Genomic DNA, 18,556 nt, shown 5'->3' on the forward strand with positions numbered 1-18,556 from the left:
GCCCAACTCACTCATAACGTAGCGCCTCCGCAGGCTGGGTGCGTGCCGCACGCCAGGCCGGATACAGGGTGGCGAGGAAACTCAGGACCAATGCCGCACCGCAGACCATCCACACGTCCTCGGCCATGATCTGCGAAGGCAGGTAGTCGATGAAGTAGACGTCGGCATTGAGGAACTTGTGCCCGATCAGGGTCTCGATGCCGGCAATCGCGGCGCTGACATTGAGCGCGGCAAAAATGCCCACCAACGCGCCGATCAGGGTGCCGACCACGCCGATCACCGTGCCCTGGACCATGAAGATGGCCATGATCTGCCCAGGCGTCGAACCCAGGGTGCGCAAGATGGCGATATCGCCCTTCTTGTCGTTGACCACCATCACCAGGGTGGAAATGATGTTGAACGCCGCCACCGCGACTATCAGCAGCAACAGCAGGCCGATCATGGCTTTTTCCATGCGGATCGCCTGGTACAGGTTGCCGTGGCTGCGGGTCCAGTCGCGGGCGTAGAACTCCTGCTCGCCGAGTTTCTGCGCGATGTCCCAGGCAACTCGCGGGGCCTGGAACAGGTCGTCGAACTTCAGGCGCAGGCCCTGGACCTGGTCGGACTTCCAGCGGTGCAGGCGGGACAGGTCCGACAGGTTGGTCAGGCCCAGGTAGCCGTCGATTTCGCCGGCGCCGACATGGAAGATGCCGACCACGGTGAAACGCTTCATGCGCGGGAACATGCCGGCCGGGGTCACGGTGACCTCCGGGGCGACGAAGGTCAGCTTGTCGCCGATGCCAACGCCCAGTTTGGTCGCCGCCTTGTCGCCGATCATGATGCCGAACTCGCCGGGAGCCAGGTCATCGAGCTTACCCTCGCGGATAAAGTCGTCGATGATCGAGACCTTGCGTTCCTGGGCCGGGTCGATGCCATTGAGCAGCACCTTCTGCACCTTGCCGTCATGGGTCAGCAGGCCCTGCATCTGGGTGAAGGGCGCCACCGCCAGAACCTGCGGGTTCTGCTTTACTTGACTGGCAAGGGCGGGCCAGTCGTTGATCGGCTGGCCGGTTTCCAGTGTGGCGTGGGGCACCATGCCCAACACCCGGGTGCGCATCTCGTGATCGAAGCCATTCATGACCGACAACACCACGATCATCACGACAACGCCCAGGGCGAGGCCGATCATCGAGGTCAGGGAAATGAACGAGACGAAGTGGTTGCGACGCTTGGCACGGGTATAACGCGTGCCGATGAATACGAAGAGAGGTCTGAACATGTCGGGGCTTGTTCGGATGAAAGAGGAACGTCCTTGTGGCGGGGCTTGAATAGCAGCTTTACACTCAGACCACCGCCGCTACCATGGGTTCGCCATGTCGACATTAGATGAAGAAGATCGCCGCGAATACTACCGTATCGAGGATCAGATCGCACTGGAAATTAGCCCGTTGAGCGCCACCGAAGCGCCTGGCGCGGACTTGTTGCAAGATACTTCGCCGCTGTTCAACCTGCTCAGCGAACTGCACCTGAGCGAGTTCGAATCCCAGCACCTGCTGCGCCAGCTCAGTGACAAGGACCGCACCCTGGCCGCCTTTCTCAAGGCTCAGAACAAGCGCATCGACCTGCTTAGCGCGGTGGTCGCGCAGACCTTGCTCGGGCAACTGAGCGCGCCACAGACGGTGGTGCTGTCCGAGGGCGGCATCGAGTTCAGCCAGGCCGAGCCGGTGGCTGCCGGCGCACGTATCGCGGTGAAGATGGTGCTGATGCCCCAGGCCCTGGGCCTGTTGCTGCGCGCCAAGGTTACCCATTGCGATCGCAACGCCGATGGCCTCTACGAGATCGGCACCGAATTCGTCGACACCACCGATGCCCAGCGCCAGCTGCTGGCCCGCTACATCCTGCAACGCCAAGCGCAACAACGACGCCAGGCCCTGGAGCAGAACGAGCCAAGCGCCTCCTGAGTTTCACTTATTTGTTGAAGGAACAAACGTGACCACGATTTACGGCCACCGCGGCGCCAAGGGCGAAGCCCCCGAAAACACCCTCGCCAGCTTCCAGCAGTGCCTTGGGCACGGCGTGCGTCGCTGCGAGCTCGACCTGCACCTGTCAGCCGACAACCAGTTGATGGTGATCCACGACCCCAGCCTCAAGCGCACCACCGGCCGGCGCGGCAAGGTCGTCGAACACAGCGCGGCAGACCTTGCCACCTATGACGCGCGCAAGGGCGGCCCGGGCTGGGTCTCGCCCTGCCCTGTCCCGCGCCTTGAGGAACTGTTCGAGAAGTGCGATTTCGAGCACTGGCAGCTGGAAGTCAAGAGTGCCTCGCGCACCCGCGCCGCCACCACCGTGCTGGCAATCCGCGAAATGGCCCAGCAGTTCGGCCTGCTCGACAAGATCACCATCACCTCGAGCTCACGGGAAGTGCTGGGCGCAGCGCTTGAGCTGACACCGGATATTTCCAGGGGGCTGGTCGCCGAATACGCCTGGCTCGACCCGCTGAAGGTCGCCCAGAACTATGACTGCAACTTGCTGGCGTTGAACTGGACACTGTGCACCCCCGAGCGCCTGATCAAGGCCCAGCGCCAGGGGTTGCACGTGTCGGTGTGGACAGTCAACGAGCCGGCGCTGATGCGCAGGCTCGCCGACTTCGGCGTAGACAGCCTGATTACAGACTTTCCCGGTTTGGCCAGCGCCACCCTCGAGAATCGCTGAAATCGGTCTCCCCGGCCGGCTCAGGCCACCGGCCGGAGCCGCTCAAAAAAGCCGGTTGAGGCCGTCGTAAGCCGCTACCCGATAGGCTTCGGCCATGGTCGGATAGTTGAAGGTGGTGTTGACGAAGTACTTCAGAGTGTTGTGCTCACCCGGCTGATCCATGATCGCCTGGCCGATGTGGACGATCTCCGACGCCTGGTAACCGAAGCAGTGCACGCCGAGGATTTCCAGGGTTTCGCGGTGGAACAGGATCTTCAGCATGCCTTGTGGCTCACCGGCGATCTGCGCCCGGGCCATGCCCTTGAAGAAGGCCTTGCCCACTTCATACGGCACCTTGGCCTGGGTCAGTTCCTGCTCGTTCTTGCCGATCGAGCTGATCTCCGGAATGGTGTAGATACCGGTCGGCACATCGTTGACGAAGCGCCAGCTGCCGTTGTCGACGATGCTGCCAGCGGCCGAGCGGCCCTGGTCGTGGGCGGCGCTGGCCAGGCTCGGCCAGCCGATCACGTCACCGGCACCGTAGATGTTCGGCACATGGGTGCGGTAGTTCTCGTCGACTTCGATCTGGCCACGGCTGTTGACCTTGATGCCGATGTTTTCCAGGCCCAGCTTGTCGGTGTTGCCCGTACGGCCGTTGCACCAGAGCAAGGCGTCGGCCTTGATCTTCTTGCCGGACTTGAGGTGCAGGATCACACCGTTGTCCAGGCCTTCGACACGCTCGTACTCTTCGTTGTGGCGCACGGTGATGTTGTTGTTGCTGAAGTGGTAGCTCAACGCCTGGGAGATTTCCGAGTCGAGGAAGCTCAGCAACTGCCCGCGGTTGTCCACCAGCTCTACCAGCACACCCAGACCACTGAAGATCGAGGCGTATTCACAGCCAATCACGCCAGCGCCGTAGACGATCAGTTTGCGCGGGGTGTGGCCGAGGCTGAGGATGGTGTCGCTATCGTAGATTCGCGGGTGGTGGAAATCGATATCGGCCGGGCGATACGGACGCGAACCGGTGGCGATGATGATGTGCTTGGCCACCAGCTTCTCGACCACGCCGTTGGCGCAGACCACTTCGATGGTCTGCTCGTCGGCGAAGCTGCCGGTGCCGAAGAACACGTCGACGCGGTTGCGCGCGTAGTAGCCGGTGCGCGAGGCGACCTGCTTGGAGATCACCTTCTCGGCGCTTTTCAGAACGTCAGGGAACGAGAACCAGCGCGGCTCACCAATGGCCCGGAACATCGGGTTGGTGTTGAACTGCATGATCTGGCGCACCGAGTGACGCAGGGCCTTGGACGGGATGGTGCCCAGGTGGGTGCAGTTGCCGCCGACCTGGCGACGGCTATCGACCATCGCCACCTTGCGTCCTGCTTTGGCAGCATTCATTGCCGCCCCTTCTCCTGCGGGGCCGGAACCCAGCACCACTACGTCGTAGTTGTAGACAGCCATGCGTACTCCTTCAGAACAGGCCCGCGCGCCACATCGGCGGGCGGGGCTACCTCATGTCGCCAGCGGCGCCATGAAAAAATTCGGGTGCAGTCTAATCAAGCTTGAACGCCGCGCACATTAACCCTTGGTCGCGTCGTAGGCTATTTTTCTCTGCACTACATGTCATTTACACAAACCCTGTGGGAGCCGGCCTTGCCGGCGATGGCATCAGCGCAGTGTCAGCGATTGCGCGTCGCCTGCATCGCTGGCAAGGCCAGCTCCCACAAAAACTGGTTACTGCTTGTTCACCTGGGCAAACGCCGGCGTACTGCGGGAGACGAAACCATCGGCAACCCGGGTCACGAACACTGCAGCAATCTCGTGCTGGAGGGCAAATTCCCAGCCCCGCTCAGGCCCGAGGATAAACAACAAGGTCGAATACCCATCGGCCATCAGCGTCGATCGGTCAAACACCGTCACCGCCGCCAGGTCGTGTTTCACCGGTTTACCCAGACGCGCATCGAAGGTGTGCGAATAGCGCTGGCCATTCTCCTCGAAATAATTGCGATAGTCACCGGAGGTAGACACACCAAAACCGTCCACCGCCAGCACTTGCTGGGCAATCTGACGATCATCGCGGGGCAATTCCAGGGCCACGTTCCAGTGACTGCCGTCCGGTTTGCGCCCGATGGCCTTGAGCTCGCCTGTGGCTTCGACCAGCAAATCCGCGACACCCAGGGCTTTTAGCCGCTCCACCAGCAAGTCCACCGCATGCCCGGCAGCGATGCTGTTGAAGTCCACTTCCACCGGCGCATCCTTGCACAACTGCTCGCCAACTATGCGCAAATGCCCATGCCCGACCCGCTGGCGAGTGGCTGCCAGGGCCTGGGCATCCGGTACTTTTTCACTGCGCGACTGCGGGCCGAAGCCCCACAGGTCGAGCAACGGTTCCACGGTCAGGTCAAACGCGCCGTCACTCTGCCGCGCCAGTTGCTCGCCAACCCGCACCAGCTCAAGCACATCAGCCGGCATTGGCTGGCAACTGTTCGCTGGCAGTCTGTTAAAGGCTTCGGTCAACGAATCACTGCGGTAGGTGGAAAAGCGCTTATCGATGCCCTCGAGAATCCGCTCCACCTCGCGCCTGACCTGCTCCGGCGCCGGGCCCCGGGGTGTACGCACATACTGCACGGTATAGCTGCTGCCCATGGTCGGGCCACTGATGCGCTCGAGACTGTCGCCTTGCCCGCATCCGGCCAGGCTCAGCAACACGCCTGTCAACACTGCCTTGCGCATCCAACCTCCTGGAGAAATTCAGGCAAAAAAAACGGGAACCCTGAGGTTCCCGTCTTTCACGACCAAGCCAAGCTTAGCGTGGGAAAGCAGGCGGATTGACGCCAGCCATGTCTTCCATCACGCGCACTACCTGGCAGCTGTAACCGAATTCGTTGTCGTACCAGACGTACAGGACAACACGGTTATCGTTGCAGATGGTGGCTTCGGCATCGACCACACCGGCGTGGCGCGAGCCGACGAAGTCGGTGGAGACCACTTCCTGGGAGCTCACGTAGTCGATCTGCTTGTGCAGGTCCGAGTGCATGGCCATCTGGCGCAGGTACTCGTTGATCTCTTCGCGGTTGGTGGCTTTTTCCAGGTTCAGGTTCAGGATGGCCATCGACACGTTCGGCGTAGGTACGCGGATCGCATTGCCGGTCAGCTTGCCCTTGAGCACTGGCAGTGCCTTGGCGGCTGCAGTGGCGGCACCGGTCTCGGTGATTACCATGTTCAGCGGCGCGGCACGGCCACGACGGCTGCCCTTGTGGAAGTTGTCGATCAGGTTCTGGTCGTTGGTGAACGAGTGAACGGTTTCAACGTGACCGTTGATGATACCGAACTTGTCGTTGACCGCCTTCAGCACAGGAACGATGGCGTTGGTGGTGCAGGAAGCCGCGGAGATGATCTTGTCATCGGCGCTGATCTCGCCATGGTTGATGCCGTGCACGATGTTCTTCAGCGCGCCCTTGCCAGGTGCGGTGAGGATCACGCGAGCAGCGCCCGGGCAGGCCAGGTGCTGGCCCAGGCCGTCGGCGTCACGCCATACACCGGTGTTGTCGACGATCAGGGCATTCTCGATGCCGTACTGGGTGTAGTCGACTTCGCTCGGGTTCTTGGCGTAGATAACCTGGATCAGGTTGCCGTTGGCGGTGATGGTGTTGTTGGCTTCGTCGATGGTGATAGTGCCATCGAACGGGCCGTGCACCGAGTCACGACGCAGCAGGCTGGCACGCTTGACCAGATCGTTCTCGGCGCCTTTGCGCACGACGATGGCGCGCAGACGCAGGCCGTCGCCACCACCGGTTTTCTCGATCAGGATACGCGCCAGCAGACGGCCGATACGACCGAAGCCGTACAGCACGACGTCAGTGCCTTTGCGCGCCGAAACGTTTTGCTGGCCAACCACGTCAGCCATTTCTTCACGCACGAACTGCTCGGCGCTACGGCCGTTGCCTTCTTGCTTGAATTTGTTGGCCAGCTTGCCCAGGTCGACCGAAGCGGCGCCCAGTTTCAGCTCGCTCATGGCTTTGAGCAGCGGGAATGTCTCGTGTACAGACAGTTCGGTTTCGTCGGTCTGGCGATGACGGGCAAAGCGGTGTGCTTTGAGGATCGAGATCACCGAGCGGTTGATCAGGCTACGGCCATAGATCGAGCTCACCACATTGTTATTGCGGTAGAGCTGACCGATAAGCGGGATCATCGCTTCTGCAAGCGCTTCACGATCAATCCACTCACCAAGACACTGGTCGGGCTTCTGAGTCACGGGAACCTTCCACATGTAGGGACAGAAAAAAGGGGCTACATTATGACGCCCCGCAGCCCATCGGGCAATGAGCGCCTGTCGCCGGCAATTCACTACATGCTTTTAGCCTGCACAAACCTGACAGCGCGGGCCTGTGCCCGCTACAATTGGCGTCTTTGTCGCAACGCTTGGAGCTCGACCTCCCGTGCCTGTTCTGCGTCTACCGCACCTGCCGGCCACTGCCGGCAAACAAACCTGGGGCAACCTGCCGGGCGCCGCCCTGAGCCTGGCCATTGCCGAAGCGGCCAGTGCCGCCAAACGCTTCACCCTGCTGCTGACCGCCGACAGCCAGAGCGCTGACCGCCTCGAGCAGGAGCTGCGTTTCTTTGCGCCCGAGCTGCCGGTGCTGCCGTTCCCCGATTGGGAAACCCTGCCCTACGACCTGTTCTCGCCGCACCAGGACATCATTTCCCAGCGGATTTCCAGCCTGTACCGGCTGCCGGAGCTCGATCACGGCATTCTCGTGGTACCGATCACCACGGCCCTGCACCGCCTGGCGCCGACGCGCTTCTTGCTCGGCAGCAGCCTGGTCCTGGACATCGGCCAGAAGCTTGATGTCGAGCAGATGCGCACGCGCCTTGAAGCCAGCGGCTACCGCTGTGTCGACACGGTGTACGAGCATGGCGAATTCGCCGTGCGCGGCGCCTTGATCGACCTGTTCCCGATGGGCAGCAAGCTGCCGTACCGCATCGATCTGTTCGATGACGAGATCGAGACCCTGCGTACCTTCGACCCGGAAACCCAGCGCTCGATCGACAAGGTCGACTCGGTGCGGCTGTTGCCAGCCCGCGAGTTCCCGCTGCAAAAAGATGCAGTGACGCGCTTCAAGGCGCGCTTTCGCGAGCGTTTCGATGTCGATTTTCGCCGCTGCCCGATCTTCCAGGACCTGTCCAGCGGCATCACTCCGGCCGGTATCGAGTACTACCTGCCGCTGTTCTTCGAAGACACCTCGACCCTGTTCGACTACCTGCCCCAGGACACCCAGGTGTTCTCCCTGCCGGGCGTCGAGCAGGCTGCCGAGCACTTCTGGAGCGATGTGCGCAACCGTTACGAGGAGCGCCGCATCGACCCGGCACGGCCATTGCTGCCGCCGGCCGAGCTGTTCCTGCCGGTGGAAGACTGCTTCGCCCGGCTGAAAAGCTGGCCACGGGTGGTGGTCAGCCAGGATGACGTCGACAGCGGCGTCGGCCGCGAGCGCTTTGCCGCCCAGGTCCTGCCCAACCTTGCCATCGAAGCCAAGGCCAACCAGCCATTGGCGGCGCTGTCGGGCTTTCTTGAGCAATTCCCCGGCCGCGTGCTGTTCACCGCCGAGTCGGCGGGCCGTCGCGAAGTGCTGCTGGAGCTGCTTGAGCGCCTGAAGCTGCGCCCGCAAACCGTCGACAGCTGGAGCGCCTTCGTTGCCGGCAAGGAGCGCCTGGCAATCACCATCGCGCCGCTGGACGAAGGCCTGCTGCTGGATGAGCCGGCCATTGCCCTGGTCGCCGAGAGCCCGCTGTTCGGTCAGCGGGTGATGCAGCGCCGGCGCCGCGACAAGCGCAGCGACGCCAACAACGACGCGGTGATCAAGAACCTCACCGAGCTGCGCGAAGGCGCGCCGGTGGTGCATATCGACCACGGTGTCGGCCGCTACCTGGGCCTGGCCACCCTGGAGATCGACAACCAGGCCGCCGAGTTCCTCACCCTCGAATACGCCGAGGGCGCCAAGCTCTACGTGCCGGTGGCCAACCTGCACCTGATCGCCCGCTACACCGGTAGCGACGACGCCCTGGCGCCGCTGCACCGGCTCGGCTCCGAAACCTGGCAGAAAGCCAAGCGCAAGGCCGCCGAACAGGTGCGTGACGTGGCCGCCGAACTGCTCGACATCTATGCCCGCCGCGCCGCGCGCAAAGGTTATGCCTTCGCCGACCCGTCGGTGGATTACGCCACCTTCAGCGCCGGTTTCCCCTTCGAGGAAACCCCGGACCAGCAGAGCGCCATCGAAGCGGTGCGCGAGGACATGCTCGCGGCCAAGCCGATGGACCGCCTGGTGTGCGGCGACGTCGGCTTCGGCAAGACCGAAGTGGCCATGCGCGCCGCGTTCATCGCCGTACACGGCGGCCGCCAGGTAGCGATCCTGGTCCCCACCACCCTGCTCGCCCAACAGCACTACAACAGCTTCCGCGACCGCTTTGCCGACTGGCCGGTAACGGTCGAGGTGATGAGCCGCTTCAAGTCGCCCAAGGAAGTCGCCGCTGCGGTGGCGGACCTGGCCGAAGGCAAGATCGACATCGTCATCGGTACCCACAAGCTGTTGCAGGACGACGTCAAGGTCAAGGACCTGGGCCTGGTGATCATCGACGAAGAACACCGTTTCGGCGTGCGCCAGAAAGAGCAGCTCAAGGCCCTGCGCAGCGAGGTGGACATCCTTACCCTGACCGCCACGCCGATCCCGCGCACCCTGAACATGGCCGTGGCCGGCATGCGCGACCTGTCGATCATCGCCACGCCGCCGGCGCGCCGGCTGTCGGTGCGCACCTTCGTCATGGAGCAGAACAAGAGCACGGTCAAGGAAGCACTGCTGCGTGAGCTGCTGCGCGGCGGCCAGGTGTATTACCTGCACAACGATGTGAAGAGCATCGAAAAATGCGCCGCCGACCTTGCCGAGCTGGTACCGGAAGCCCGCATCGGCATCGGCCACGGGCAGATGCGCGAACGCGAACTCGAACAGGTGATGAGCGACTTCTACCACAAGCGCTTCAACGTGCTGATCGCCTCGACCATCATCGAGACCGGCATCGACGTGCCAAGCGCCAACACCATCATCATCGAGCGTGCCGACAAGTTCGGCCTGGCCCAGCTGCACCAGCTGCGCGGCCGGGTCGGGCGCAGCCATCACCAGGCCTATGCCTACCTGCTCACCCCGCCGCGCCAGCAGATCACCCCGGACGCCGAGAAGCGCCTGGAAGCCATCGCCAACACCCAGGACCTGGGGGCTGGCTTCGTCCTGGCCACCAACGACCTGGAAATCCGCGGCGCCGGCGAGCTGCTCGGCGAAGGCCAGAGCGGGCAGATCCAGGCGGTCGGTTTTACCCTGTACATGGAAATGCTCGAGCGCGCGGTCAAGGCCATTCGCAAAGGCACCCAGCCGAACCTCGACCAGCCGCTGGGCGGCGGCCCGGAAATCAACCTGCGTTTGCCGGCGCTGATTCCCGAGGACTACCTGCCGGATGTGCATGCGCGGCTGATCCTCTACAAGCGCATCGCTTCGGCGGTGGACGAAGACGGCCTCAAGGACCTGCAGGTAGAGATGATCGACCGCTTCGGCCTGCTGCCGGAGCCGACCAAGAACCTGGTGCGCCTGACCCTGCTCAAGCTGCAGGCAGAGAAACTCGGCATCAAGAAGGTCGACGCCGGGCCCAATGGCGGCAAGATCGAATTCGAGGCCGAGACCCCGGTCGATCCGCTGGTACTGATCAAGCTGATCCAGGGCCAGCCCAAACGCTACAAGTTCGAAGGCGCCACCCAGTTCAAGTTCCTGGTGCCGATGGAGCGCCCGGAAGAACGCTTCAACAACCTTGAGGCGCTGTTCGAGCGCCTGACCCCACAATCTGCGTGAAGGAAGATCCATGCGTGCAATGCGTAGCCTGACCCTGCTGCTGGCGCTGATTGCCCCGGCGGCATTTGCCGATGGCACTTTTCAGGTCGAAATGATCCTGGTGCGGCAGAACGCCGTGCCGGCAATCACCAGCAAGTCGGCCCCGGAAGACTGGCGCAACGGCGCCCAGGTCGTCGCCGAGGCTGACCTGCGCCAACCGGTACTGAATGACGAGGCGGCCAAGCTTGCGGCCGACCCACAGTACACCGTGCTGCTGCACAAGGCCTGGAAACAGGACGCCGGCACGGTGGCGATCAGCGATGGCGAAGAACACTTCGGCCAGTTCCCCATCGCCGGCAACCTGACCCTCAAGGAAGAGCGTTTCATCGCAGCGGATGCCAACTTCTGGGTCAACCAGTTCGACGGCAATGGCAGCGTGATCCAGAGCGAGCCGCTCAAGCAGAGCAACAGCAACATCAAAAATGGCGAGCTGACCTTTCTCGACGGCGGCCACCTGGCCCTGCTGCTCAAGGTCACAGCCAACCGGCCAGTGAGCGCGCCGACGCCTGCGCCGGAGATGATGGAGCAGTAGCCGGATGCCCGCCCCTGGAAAACTGGCTCGACAGACTGGCCAAGCCGTCAGCCACGTCGGGCGCATGCTGGTGTACGAGCTGGACCTGATGCCAGAGGGCAAAGCCTCGATTACCCCGTACACCTGCAACCGCCGCAAGGATGGCAGTACTACTTTGATCCGGCCGAGGAAAGGATTGGCCGCCTGCGCCACAGCTATGATCAAGTCATTGCTTCGTACCTCGCTTCGGCGCCGGTGGTTCCGCAAAGCCAGGTGGTAAAATTCAGCCACCGGATCCACACCCTCAATCGGCAGATCCCCACCCCCAGAACATTGAGCGAGAAGATCATCGACGGTATTGCCCCCACGCCCCACCTGATTCTGGGCAGCCACGAATTCAGCGCCTACGTGCCGCAAACCGGCAGGATGCAGCGCCAGCACCAGCACCGGGCGGCGCTGTCGTTCAACTATGACGGCATTCGCGCCAGCGGCAGGCAAGGCAAGGAAGTCACCCGCCTGGATGGCACCACCAGCCAACGCATACAGCGCCACACCGAGATCGAAAGCCAGATCCGCCAGACCCTTCAGCGCCTGGGTTTCAAGGTCGCCACCCGGCAAAGCAAGGCCTTGCCGGAGAGCGCCGGCGACCTGCTGGAACTGGCTTCCGAAGCGGCCTGGCTGCGCTTCATGCTCAACGACCTGCCTGCCCTGCGCGAGCAAGGCTGGGAGATCGAGTACACCGACGACTTCGCCTTCAATCTCGCCGAGGTTGACGACTGGTACGCGCAGATCGACGAGGCCAGCGGCCGCGACTGGTTCGACCTGGAACTGGGCATCGAGGTCAATGGCCAGCGCCTGAGCCTGCTGCCGATCCTGCTCAACGTACTGCGCAGCCATCCGGAACTGCTCAACCCGGCGCAATTGCACAAGCGCCGCGATGATGAACAGTTGCTGGTGCAGATTCCCGCCCCTGCGGGCGAAGCACGGCGCAGCCTGCAAGTGGCCCTGCCCTACGGCCGCCTCAAGCCGGTACTGGCAACCCTCGGCGACTTCTACCTGCGTGAGCCCGGTGAAACCAGCGTGCGCCTGCCCACCCTCGACGCCACCCGCCTCAACGCCCTGGAAGACCTGCCACTGAGCTGGCAAGGCGGCGAGCGGGTACGCGGCCTGGGCGAGCGCCTGCGCGACATCCGCCTGCAGCCGGCGCAAACCCCGGATGGCCTGAATGCTACCCTGCGCCCCTATCAGATCGAAGGCCTGAGCTGGATGCAGGCCCTGCGCGAGCTGGAGGTCGGTGGCATCCTCGCTGACGACATGGGCCTGGGCAAAACCCTGCAGACCCTCGCCCACCTGCTCAGCGAAAAGAACGCCGGGCGCCTGACCCGTCCGGCCATGGTGGTGATGCCCACCAGCCTGATCCCCAACTGGCAGGACGAAGCCGAACGCTTCGCCCCCGGCTTGCGGGTTCTGGCCCTGCAGGGCATCGGCCGGCGCAAGCATTTCGACAACCTGCAGGACTACGACCTGCTGCTGACCACCTATGCCCTGCTGCCCAAGGACCTGGCGCACTTCAAGGGCCTGATCCTGCATGTGCTGATCCTCGACGAGGCGCAGTACATCAAGAGCCCGGGCAGCAAGGCGGCCCAGGCGGCGCGTCAGCTCGAAGCCCGCCAGCGCCTGTGCCTGAGCGGCACGCCGCTGGAAAACCACCTGGGCGAGCTGTGGTCGCTGTTTCACTTCCTGCTGCCTGGCTGGCTGGGTGATGCCAAAGCCTTCAACCGCGACTACCGGGTGCCGATCGAGCGCCAGGGCAATGGCGAACGCCTGCAGCACCTCAACGCCCGGATCAAACCCTTCCTGTTGCGCCGCACCAAGGAACAGGTGGCCACCGAACTGCCGGCCAAGACCGAGATGATCCACTGGGTCGAGCTCAGCGATGCGCAGCGCGACGTGTACGAAACCATGCGCCTGGCCATGGACCAGAAAGTCCGTGCGGAAATCACCCGCAAGGGCGTGGCGCGCAGCCAGATCATCATCCTCGAAGCGCTGCTCAAGCTGCGCCAGGTGTGCTGCGACCTGCGCCTGATCAACAGCGAGGCCTCGACCGCTCGGGGCGCTCATTCAGGCAAGCTTGCGAGCCTGATGGAGATGCTCGAAGAGCTTCTCGCCGAAGGCCGGCGGGTGCTGCTGTTTTCGCAGTTCACCAGCATGCTGCGATTGATCGAGGCAGAGCTGCAGCAACGCGGTATCGCCTACGCCCTGCTGACCGGCGAAACCCGCGATCGCCGGGCGCCGGTGCAGGACTTCCAAAGCGGCCAGCTGCAGATCTTTCTGATCAGCCTCAAGGCCGGCGGCGTTGGCTTGAACCTGACCGCGGCTGACACCGTGATCCACTACGACCCGTGGTGGAACCCGGCAGCGGAAAACCAGGCCACCGACCGCGCTTATCGCATTGGCCAGGAGAAGCCGGTGTTCGTCTACAAGCTGATTACCCGGGGCACGGTGGAAGAGAAGATCCAGCAGTTGCAGCAGGAGAAATCGGCGCTGGCGGCGGGTGTGCTGGATGGACGGCAGGCGGGGGACTGGCGTTTGGCGGCGGAAGATATCGATGCGCTGTTGGCGCCGTTGCCGGGGAAGCGGCACGGCGCTAGTGCGCGGTGAATCCATCGCTGGCAAGCCAGCTCCCACACGGACCCTGTGGGAGCTGGCTTGCCAGCGATGGGCTGCAACGCAGCCCTGCAATCAATCTACCAGTTGAGCTTCCTTGAGCGCCCCAAGCGCCTCCAGCCAGCGCGGCTGTTGACGATAGTCGGTACGGGCAAAGCCCTGCCCGCGCATCTGCGCGATACGTGGCGAAGGTTTGACCTTCAGGCGCTGGGCCGCTGTCAGCGCAAGCTCGGCTGCTGCCCGGTCATTGCACACCAGGCCCATGTCACAGCCGGCGCTCAGCGCCGCCTCGATTCGACTGGCCGCGTCACCGACCACATGGGCACCGGCCATGGACAGGTCGTCACTGAAGATCACCCCATTGAAACCCAACTCGCCGCGCAGGATGTCCTGCAGCCAGCGCCGGGAGAAACCGGCCGGCTGGTTGTCGACCTGTGGATAGATCACATGGGCCGGCATCACCGCCGCCAGCTGCCCACTCAAACGAGTGAACGGCACCAGATCGGCCGCGCGGATCTGCTCCAGGCTGCGCTCATCGGTGGGAATCGCCACATGGGAATCGGCCTCGGCCCAGCCATGGCCGGGGAAATGCTTGCCACAGGCGGCCATGCCCGCGGCGTTCATACCGCGGATAAAGGCACCGGCCAGTAGCGTGGCGCGCTGCGGATCACCTTCGAAGGCGCGGCTGCCGACCACGGCGCTGCGCTGGTGATCGAGGTCCAGCACCGGAGCGAAGCTCAGGTCCAGGCCCACCGCCAGCACTTCGGTGGCCATCAGCCAACCGCATTGCTCGGCCAGGTATTCAGCATTGTCGTTATCGGCAATCGCACGCATCGCCGGCAGGCGTACAAAACCCTGGCGCAGGCGCTGGACCCGACCACCCTCCTGGTCCACCGCCAGGATCAGCTCCGGGCGAATGGCGCGGATCGAAGCGCACAGCTCGCGCACCTGGCGCGGGCATTCGATGTTACGGGCGAAGATAATCAGGCCGGCCACTTCGGGCTGGCGCAAAAGCTGGCGGTCCTCGGCGGTCAGCCAGGTACCGGCGATGTCGACCATCAGGGAGCCTTGCAGGCTGGCACTCATAATTGATCCTTCAGTTGACGCTGATGTGAGCCCATTGGGGGCATGCGGCTTCGTCGATCTGCACCGGGCAATGCACCGGCACCTGGTCGAACAGGCTCAGCAGGTCGGCGTTGCGCAAGCGCACGCAGCCATGGGACAACGGCACGCCCATAGGTTCACTATCGGGAGTGCCATGCAGGTAGATGTAACGACGAAAGGTGTCGACCGGCCCCAGGCGATTGATGCCCGGCTCACAACCGCTGAGCCAGAGTATGCGCGTGAGGATCCAGTCGCGACCGGGAAATTGTTCGTGCAGTTCAGGCGACCAGGTTTCGCCGGTCCAGCGTCGACCTCGCAACACCGCGCCTTGCGCCAGGCCGGCACCGATCTTGGCGCGCACCTGATGGCGCCCACGCGGCGTGCAGCCCGAACCCTTGAGCTCACCGGCACCGTTGCGCGCGGTGGACACCTCAAGACGCAGGCGCAACTGCCCCTGGGCGAACCCATAAAGGCATTGATCAGCGAGGGAAATGTGCAGGAAATCGAGACTGGCCATGGGGCGCTAGCTTAGCCGATGCGGCTCGCCGCGCCCAGCCGTGACGTCAGGCCTTGGCGGCGACCGGGGTGCTGCCGGACTTGCTGCGTGGGCGCAGTTGTGCGGCAGCCATGGCCTCGTCGGTGACGCCACTGTCGGCGCGCATGCCGGCGGCCAGGAACGGCACCATCAGGCGCATGACCTGTTCGATCGAGGTATTGATGCCGAAATCGGTTTCGGCAATGGCGCGCAACGCCTTGATCCCGGACATGCTGAACGCCGCGGCGCCGAGCATGAAATGCACGCGCCAGAACAACTCGATCGGCGGAATACGCGGTGCGGCTTCGTTGACCAGCAGCATGTAGCGGCGGAACACCTTGCCGTACATGTCTTCAAGGTAACGCCGCAGGTGGCCCTGGCTCTGGCTGAAGGCCAGGCCCAGCAGGCGCATGAAGATCGACAGGTCATTGCCGCTGCGTGGCTGCACCACCAGCGCCTGCTCAACCAGCATCTCCAGCAGCTCTTCAAGGGTGGGCTTTTGTTCGGGGCGCGCCTGGCGGCGCTCCAGCTCGCGCTCAAGGCTCGCGCAGAAAGGCCCGAGGAAGCGCGAGAAGACCGCCTGAATAAGGGCCTTCTTCGAACCGAAGTGGTAGTTCACCGCAGCCAGGTTGACGCCGGCCTTGCTGGTGATCAGCCGTAATGAGGTTTCGGCAAAACCTTTTTCCGCGAACAGCTGCTCGGCAGCATCGAGAATGCGTTCTACGGTTTCCGACTGGGCCATGACTACTCCGCCTGACAAACACTTGTTTGAAACATACGTTTCAAAGCGGTGTTTTGTCAAGTCCGTGCAGCCGTTTTGCGGCCATGCGGTCACGTATTAAACCATAGCTGCAAGCCACAAGCTGCAAGCTGCAGGAGCGCCCATGCGCCGTTTCTTGAAGCTTGGCGCTTGCAGCTTGCCACCCACTGTATATAATCCCAGTCACTGTATAAAAAGACAGAGCGATCGACATGCTAAAACTGACGCCACGCCAAGCTGAGATTCTGGCTTTTATCAAACGCTGCCTGGAAGACAACGGCTTCCCGCCGACCCGCGCGGAAATCGCCCAGGAACTGGGCTTCAAGTCGCCCAACGCCGCCGAGGAACACCTCAAGGCCCTGGCCCGCAAGGGTGCGATCGAAATGACCCCGGGGGCGTCACGGGGCATTCGCATCCCCGGCTTCGAAGCCAAGCCCGACGACAGCGGCCTGCCGATCATCGGCCGGGTGGCAGCCGGTGCGCCGATCCTCGCCCAGCAACACATCGAAGAATCCTGCAACATCAACCCGGCGTTCTTCAACCCCCGCGCCGACTACCTGCTGCGCGTTCACGGCATGAGCATGAAGGACGTCGGCATCGTCGACGGCGACCTGCTGGCCGTACACACCTGCCGCGAAGCCCGTAACGGCCAGATCGTCGTTGCCCGCATTGGCGATGAAGTCACGGTCAAGCGCTTCAAGCGCGAAGGCAGCAAGGTCTGGCTGATTGCCGAGAACCCCGAATTCGCCCCCATCGAAGTCAACCTGAAAGACCAGGAGCTGGTGATCGAGGGCTTGAGTGTCGGCGTCATACGCCGGTAAAGGAGGCATCATGCAGTTTCCCCCTGCGTCACAGAACGTACCGCTGCAAGCACAATTGCCACTGTTCGAAGCATTCCTGGCCCAGCCGGTGCTGCCCGGACTGAAAAACGCCAAGCCTGCGCCCCACCCCGGCGCGGCCCAGGTTTTCAGCGAGCTGTCTTTGCGTGGCGCACTGGGTAGCTGCCAGAGCCTGCTGGCCCCGATGCTGCGTGAACTGAGCGAGTTGAGCGAAGAACATGACGCCCGCTGGCTAACCCTGATCGCCCCACCCGCCAGCCTGACCCAGGCCTGGCTGCGCGAGGCCGGCCTGAACCGTGAGCGCATCCTGCTGCTGCAACCACGCGGCAACCAGAGCGCACTGCAACTGGCCTGCGACGCCCTGCGCCTGGGCCGTAGCCACACCGTGGTCAGCTGGCTCAACACCGTCAGCAGCAGCGCCCGCCAGCAACTGAGCAATGCAGCTCGCGCCGGAGACGCACAAAGCCTGAACATCCGCCTCGGCTGATACTCAGGTCTGTTTCAACAGTTGATTTCGCCAGGCTTCCTCAGGACGAGGAAGCCGCACAGGCGATCAGTGCAGGACTCGCGGCCCTTCATCGCGATCGATCTCGCCTTCTACCAGCTTGCCAGCCATCTGCACGCCAACACTGAGCATGGCCTTGGCCACTTCCACGTGCTGACCTTGCAAAAAGGCTTTGGCGTCCTCGGAGAAATCCAGGGTTACCAACGAACCCTCGTCCTCGGCGCGGCGCAGCTCGATCCGGCCATCAGGCAACTCGACAATTTCTAGAAAGGACGTTGGCATAAAGGGCTGTTCTCCACGAAAGGCCGGCATTGTACCAGCCACCGCCCCAATCAGCACTCACTCAAGCCTTCACGAAAACGAACCGTGAGGCCCTTGAGATTCTGCCGCCAGCTTTCCAGCTCTTCACGCGACAGCGCTGGCGCCTCGGGTTCATCGAGGCTCACCGCCTGGATCAGCGGCTGGGTAACGTCGGTTTTTGGCGCTTTTTTCGCGACCGGCGGTCGGAACAAATCGGCATAAGCGCTGAGCAGTTGCGCCAGCCAGGTTTCGCGTTGTTCGGCCAGTTCCACCAGTTCGGCCATTTCCGGGATGGCGATGGCTTCAAGGACTTCGCGGGTGAGCAGCAGCTCGGCACGGGGAGCGCCCGCCTGGGGTAAGCGGTAAAACCCGGCAATCTCGTGACATAAGCCCAACAGCGCGCCGTAGAGGTGGAACAGCGCCGATTCACGCTCGGCCTGGATCAGCGCCTGGGCATTCATGGCCCGGCTCTCCTGCGCCTTGCCAAGGGCTTCGAGGGCCAGGCCTGCGAAGAAAATCTTCTGGTTGGTGCGGGTGTAGAGTTCCTGGGCCATCTGGGTGCCCTCCGAAAGGCTGCAAGGCGGTCTGTGAGTGTCACGGATTGCCCCGCCCTACTGCAAGTCTAGGTGGCGACCGCTTTGCGGTCGATCGCCGGCAAGGCCGGCTCCCACAGAGTCGGCGGCGATTGCACTCCCTGTGGGAGCCGGCCTTGCCGGCGATGGGCCGCGAACAGCGGCCCC

At 63.2% G+C, this 18,556-nt stretch carries 16 protein-coding genes; 7 read left to right on the forward strand and 9 right to left on the reverse strand.

All coding sequences use genetic code 11. The features are described 5' to 3' along the window. Positions 1-7: 7 nt before the first annotated feature. On the reverse strand, positions 8-1,258 hold the full coding sequence (locus LOY45_RS18030) for a lipoprotein-releasing ABC transporter permease subunit (protein WP_115086096.1): 1,251 nt from the start codon (positions 1,256-1,258) through the stop codon (positions 8-10). Between the two features lie 94 nt (positions 1,259-1,352). Here LOY45_RS18030 and LOY45_RS18035 point away from each other — a divergent pair, with 94 nt between their 5' ends. Both LOY45_RS18035 and LOY45_RS18040 read left to right on the forward strand, forming a co-directional pair. After that, entirely contained in the window at positions 1,353-1,940 is a 588-nt protein-coding gene (locus LOY45_RS18035; RefSeq protein WP_115086095.1) for a PilZ domain-containing protein, read from the forward strand. A gap of 28 nt (positions 1,941-1,968) precedes the next feature. After that, positions 1,969-2,691: a glycerophosphodiester phosphodiesterase gene (locus LOY45_RS18040; protein WP_115086094.1), complete on the forward strand. Its 723-nt coding sequence runs from the start codon at positions 1,969-1,971 to the stop codon at positions 2,689-2,691. A 42-nt stretch (positions 2,692-2,733) separates the two neighbouring features. Here the strand turns inward: LOY45_RS18040 and sthA are convergent, their stop codons facing one another. From sthA to LOY45_RS18055, 3 genes are all read right to left on the reverse strand, one after another. Further along, positions 2,734-4,128, reverse strand: coding sequence for a Si-specific NAD(P)(+) transhydrogenase (sthA, locus tag LOY45_RS18045; RefSeq protein ID WP_115086093.1), 1,395 nt, complete (start codon positions 4,126-4,128; stop codon positions 2,734-2,736). Between the two features lie 273 nt (positions 4,129-4,401). Further along, positions 4,402-5,400 (reverse strand): FAD:protein FMN transferase, encoded by a 999-nt coding sequence (locus LOY45_RS18050; protein WP_258578122.1) that lies wholly within the window; start codon positions 5,398-5,400, stop codon positions 4,402-4,404. A 73-nt stretch (positions 5,401-5,473) separates the two neighbouring features. Then, complete coding sequence (locus LOY45_RS18055; protein ID WP_115086091.1) at positions 5,474-6,937, reverse strand: glyceraldehyde-3-phosphate dehydrogenase; 1,464 nt, start codon at positions 6,935-6,937, stop codon at positions 5,474-5,476. A 169-nt stretch (positions 6,938-7,106) separates the two neighbouring features. Between LOY45_RS18055 and mfd the strand changes: the two genes are divergently transcribed. From mfd to LOY45_RS18070, 3 genes are all read left to right on the forward strand, one after another. Beyond that, complete coding sequence (gene mfd, locus LOY45_RS18060) at positions 7,107-10,556, forward strand: transcription-repair coupling factor (protein ID WP_115086090.1); 3,450 nt, start codon at positions 7,107-7,109, stop codon at positions 10,554-10,556. Positions 10,557-10,566: 10 nt separating this feature from the next. After that, positions 10,567-11,127 carry a CsiV family protein gene (locus tag LOY45_RS18065; protein ID WP_115086089.1) on the forward strand — a complete coding sequence of 187 codons (561 nt, stop codon included), beginning with the start codon at positions 10,567-10,569 and terminating at the stop codon, positions 11,125-11,127. Between the two features lie 294 nt (positions 11,128-11,421). Continuing rightward, positions 11,422-13,767, forward strand: coding sequence for a DEAD/DEAH box helicase (locus LOY45_RS18070; protein ID WP_420832724.1), 2,346 nt, complete (start codon positions 11,422-11,424; stop codon positions 13,765-13,767). 81 nt (positions 13,768-13,848) lie between these two features. On the opposite strand, the gene nagZ is transcribed toward LOY45_RS18070, so the two are convergent. Genes nagZ through LOY45_RS18085 form a run of 3 tightly spaced genes read right to left on the reverse strand, consistent with a single transcriptional unit; the run spans position 13,849 to position 16,154 of the window. Next, positions 13,849-14,847 carry a beta-N-acetylhexosaminidase gene (nagZ, locus tag LOY45_RS18075; RefSeq protein ID WP_177414849.1) on the reverse strand — a complete coding sequence of 333 codons (999 nt, stop codon included), beginning with the start codon at positions 14,845-14,847 and terminating at the stop codon, positions 13,849-13,851. A gap of 22 nt (positions 14,848-14,869) precedes the next feature. After that, positions 14,870-15,394, reverse strand: a complete 525-nt coding sequence (locus LOY45_RS18080; protein WP_115086085.1) for a L,D-transpeptidase — start codon at positions 15,392-15,394, stop codon at positions 14,870-14,872. A gap of 46 nt (positions 15,395-15,440) precedes the next feature. Then, positions 15,441-16,154 carry a TetR/AcrR family transcriptional regulator gene (locus tag LOY45_RS18085; protein WP_115086084.1) on the reverse strand — a complete coding sequence of 238 codons (714 nt, stop codon included), beginning with the start codon at positions 16,152-16,154 and terminating at the stop codon, positions 15,441-15,443. Between the two features lie 230 nt (positions 16,155-16,384). On the opposite strand from LOY45_RS18085, the gene lexA reads away from it, so the two are divergent. After that, positions 16,385-16,993, forward strand: coding sequence for a transcriptional repressor LexA (gene lexA / locus LOY45_RS18090; protein WP_115086083.1), 609 nt, complete (start codon positions 16,385-16,387; stop codon positions 16,991-16,993). Between the two features lie 10 nt (positions 16,994-17,003). Next, entirely contained in the window at positions 17,004-17,498 is a 495-nt protein-coding gene (gene sulA, locus LOY45_RS18095; protein ID WP_115086082.1) for an SOS-induced cell division inhibitor SulA, read from the forward strand. Positions 17,499-17,564: 66 nt separating this feature from the next. Here sulA and LOY45_RS18100 read toward each other — a convergent pair whose 3' ends face one another. Together LOY45_RS18100 and LOY45_RS18105 are read right to left on the reverse strand one after the other, a co-directional pair. Further along, a complete protein-coding gene (locus tag LOY45_RS18100) occupies positions 17,565-17,798 on the reverse strand; it encodes a hypothetical protein (protein WP_115086081.1) in 234 nt (77 codons plus the stop codon). A 50-nt stretch (positions 17,799-17,848) separates the two neighbouring features. Next, a complete protein-coding gene (locus LOY45_RS18105; protein ID WP_233674028.1) occupies positions 17,849-18,370 on the reverse strand; it encodes a DUF6586 family protein in 522 nt (173 codons plus the stop codon). Between the last annotated feature and the right edge of the window lie 186 nt (positions 18,371-18,556).

The organism is Pseudomonas wadenswilerensis, assembly GCF_024749185.1.
In the GTDB taxonomy this organism is placed as follows: domain Bacteria; phylum Pseudomonadota; class Gammaproteobacteria; order Pseudomonadales; family Pseudomonadaceae; genus Aquipseudomonas; species Aquipseudomonas wadenswilerensis.

What these genes read in the sequence shown, in the direction of transcription:
- LOY45_RS18030 (WP_115086096.1), bottom strand. Translation starts at nt 1,258, where the DNA reads ATGTTCAGACCTCTCTTCGTATTCATCGGCACGCGTTATACCCGTGCC.
- LOY45_RS18035 (WP_115086095.1), top strand. Translation starts at nt 1,353, where the DNA reads ATGTCGACATTAGATGAAGAAGATCGCCGCGAATACTACCGTATCGAG.
- sthA (WP_115086093.1), bottom strand. Translation starts at nt 4,128, where the DNA reads ATGGCTGTCTACAACTACGACGTAGTGGTGCTGGGTTCCGGCCCCGCA.
- LOY45_RS18050 (WP_258578122.1), bottom strand. Translation starts at nt 5,400, where the DNA reads ATGCGCAAGGCAGTGTTGACAGGCGTGTTGCTGAGCCTGGCCGGATGC.
- LOY45_RS18055 (WP_115086091.1), bottom strand. Translation starts at nt 6,937, where the DNA reads ATGTGGAAGGTTCCCGTGACTCAGAAGCCCGACCAGTGTCTTGGTGAG.
- LOY45_RS18065 (WP_115086089.1), top strand. Translation starts at nt 10,567, where the DNA reads ATGCGTGCAATGCGTAGCCTGACCCTGCTGCTGGCGCTGATTGCCCCG.
- LOY45_RS18080 (WP_115086085.1), bottom strand. Translation starts at nt 15,394, where the DNA reads ATGGCCAGTCTCGATTTCCTGCACATTTCCCTCGCTGATCAATGCCTT.
- LOY45_RS18085 (WP_115086084.1), bottom strand. Translation starts at nt 16,154, where the DNA reads ATGGCCCAGTCGGAAACCGTAGAACGCATTCTCGATGCTGCCGAGCAG.
- lexA (WP_115086083.1), top strand. Translation starts at nt 16,385, where the DNA reads ATGCTAAAACTGACGCCACGCCAAGCTGAGATTCTGGCTTTTATCAAA.
- sulA (WP_115086082.1), top strand. Translation starts at nt 17,004, where the DNA reads ATGCAGTTTCCCCCTGCGTCACAGAACGTACCGCTGCAAGCACAATTG.
- LOY45_RS18100 (WP_115086081.1), bottom strand. Translation starts at nt 17,798, where the DNA reads ATGCCAACGTCCTTTCTAGAAATTGTCGAGTTGCCTGATGGCCGGATC.
- LOY45_RS18105 (WP_233674028.1), bottom strand. Translation starts at nt 18,370, where the DNA reads ATGGCCCAGGAACTCTACACCCGCACCAACCAGAAGATTTTCTTCGCA.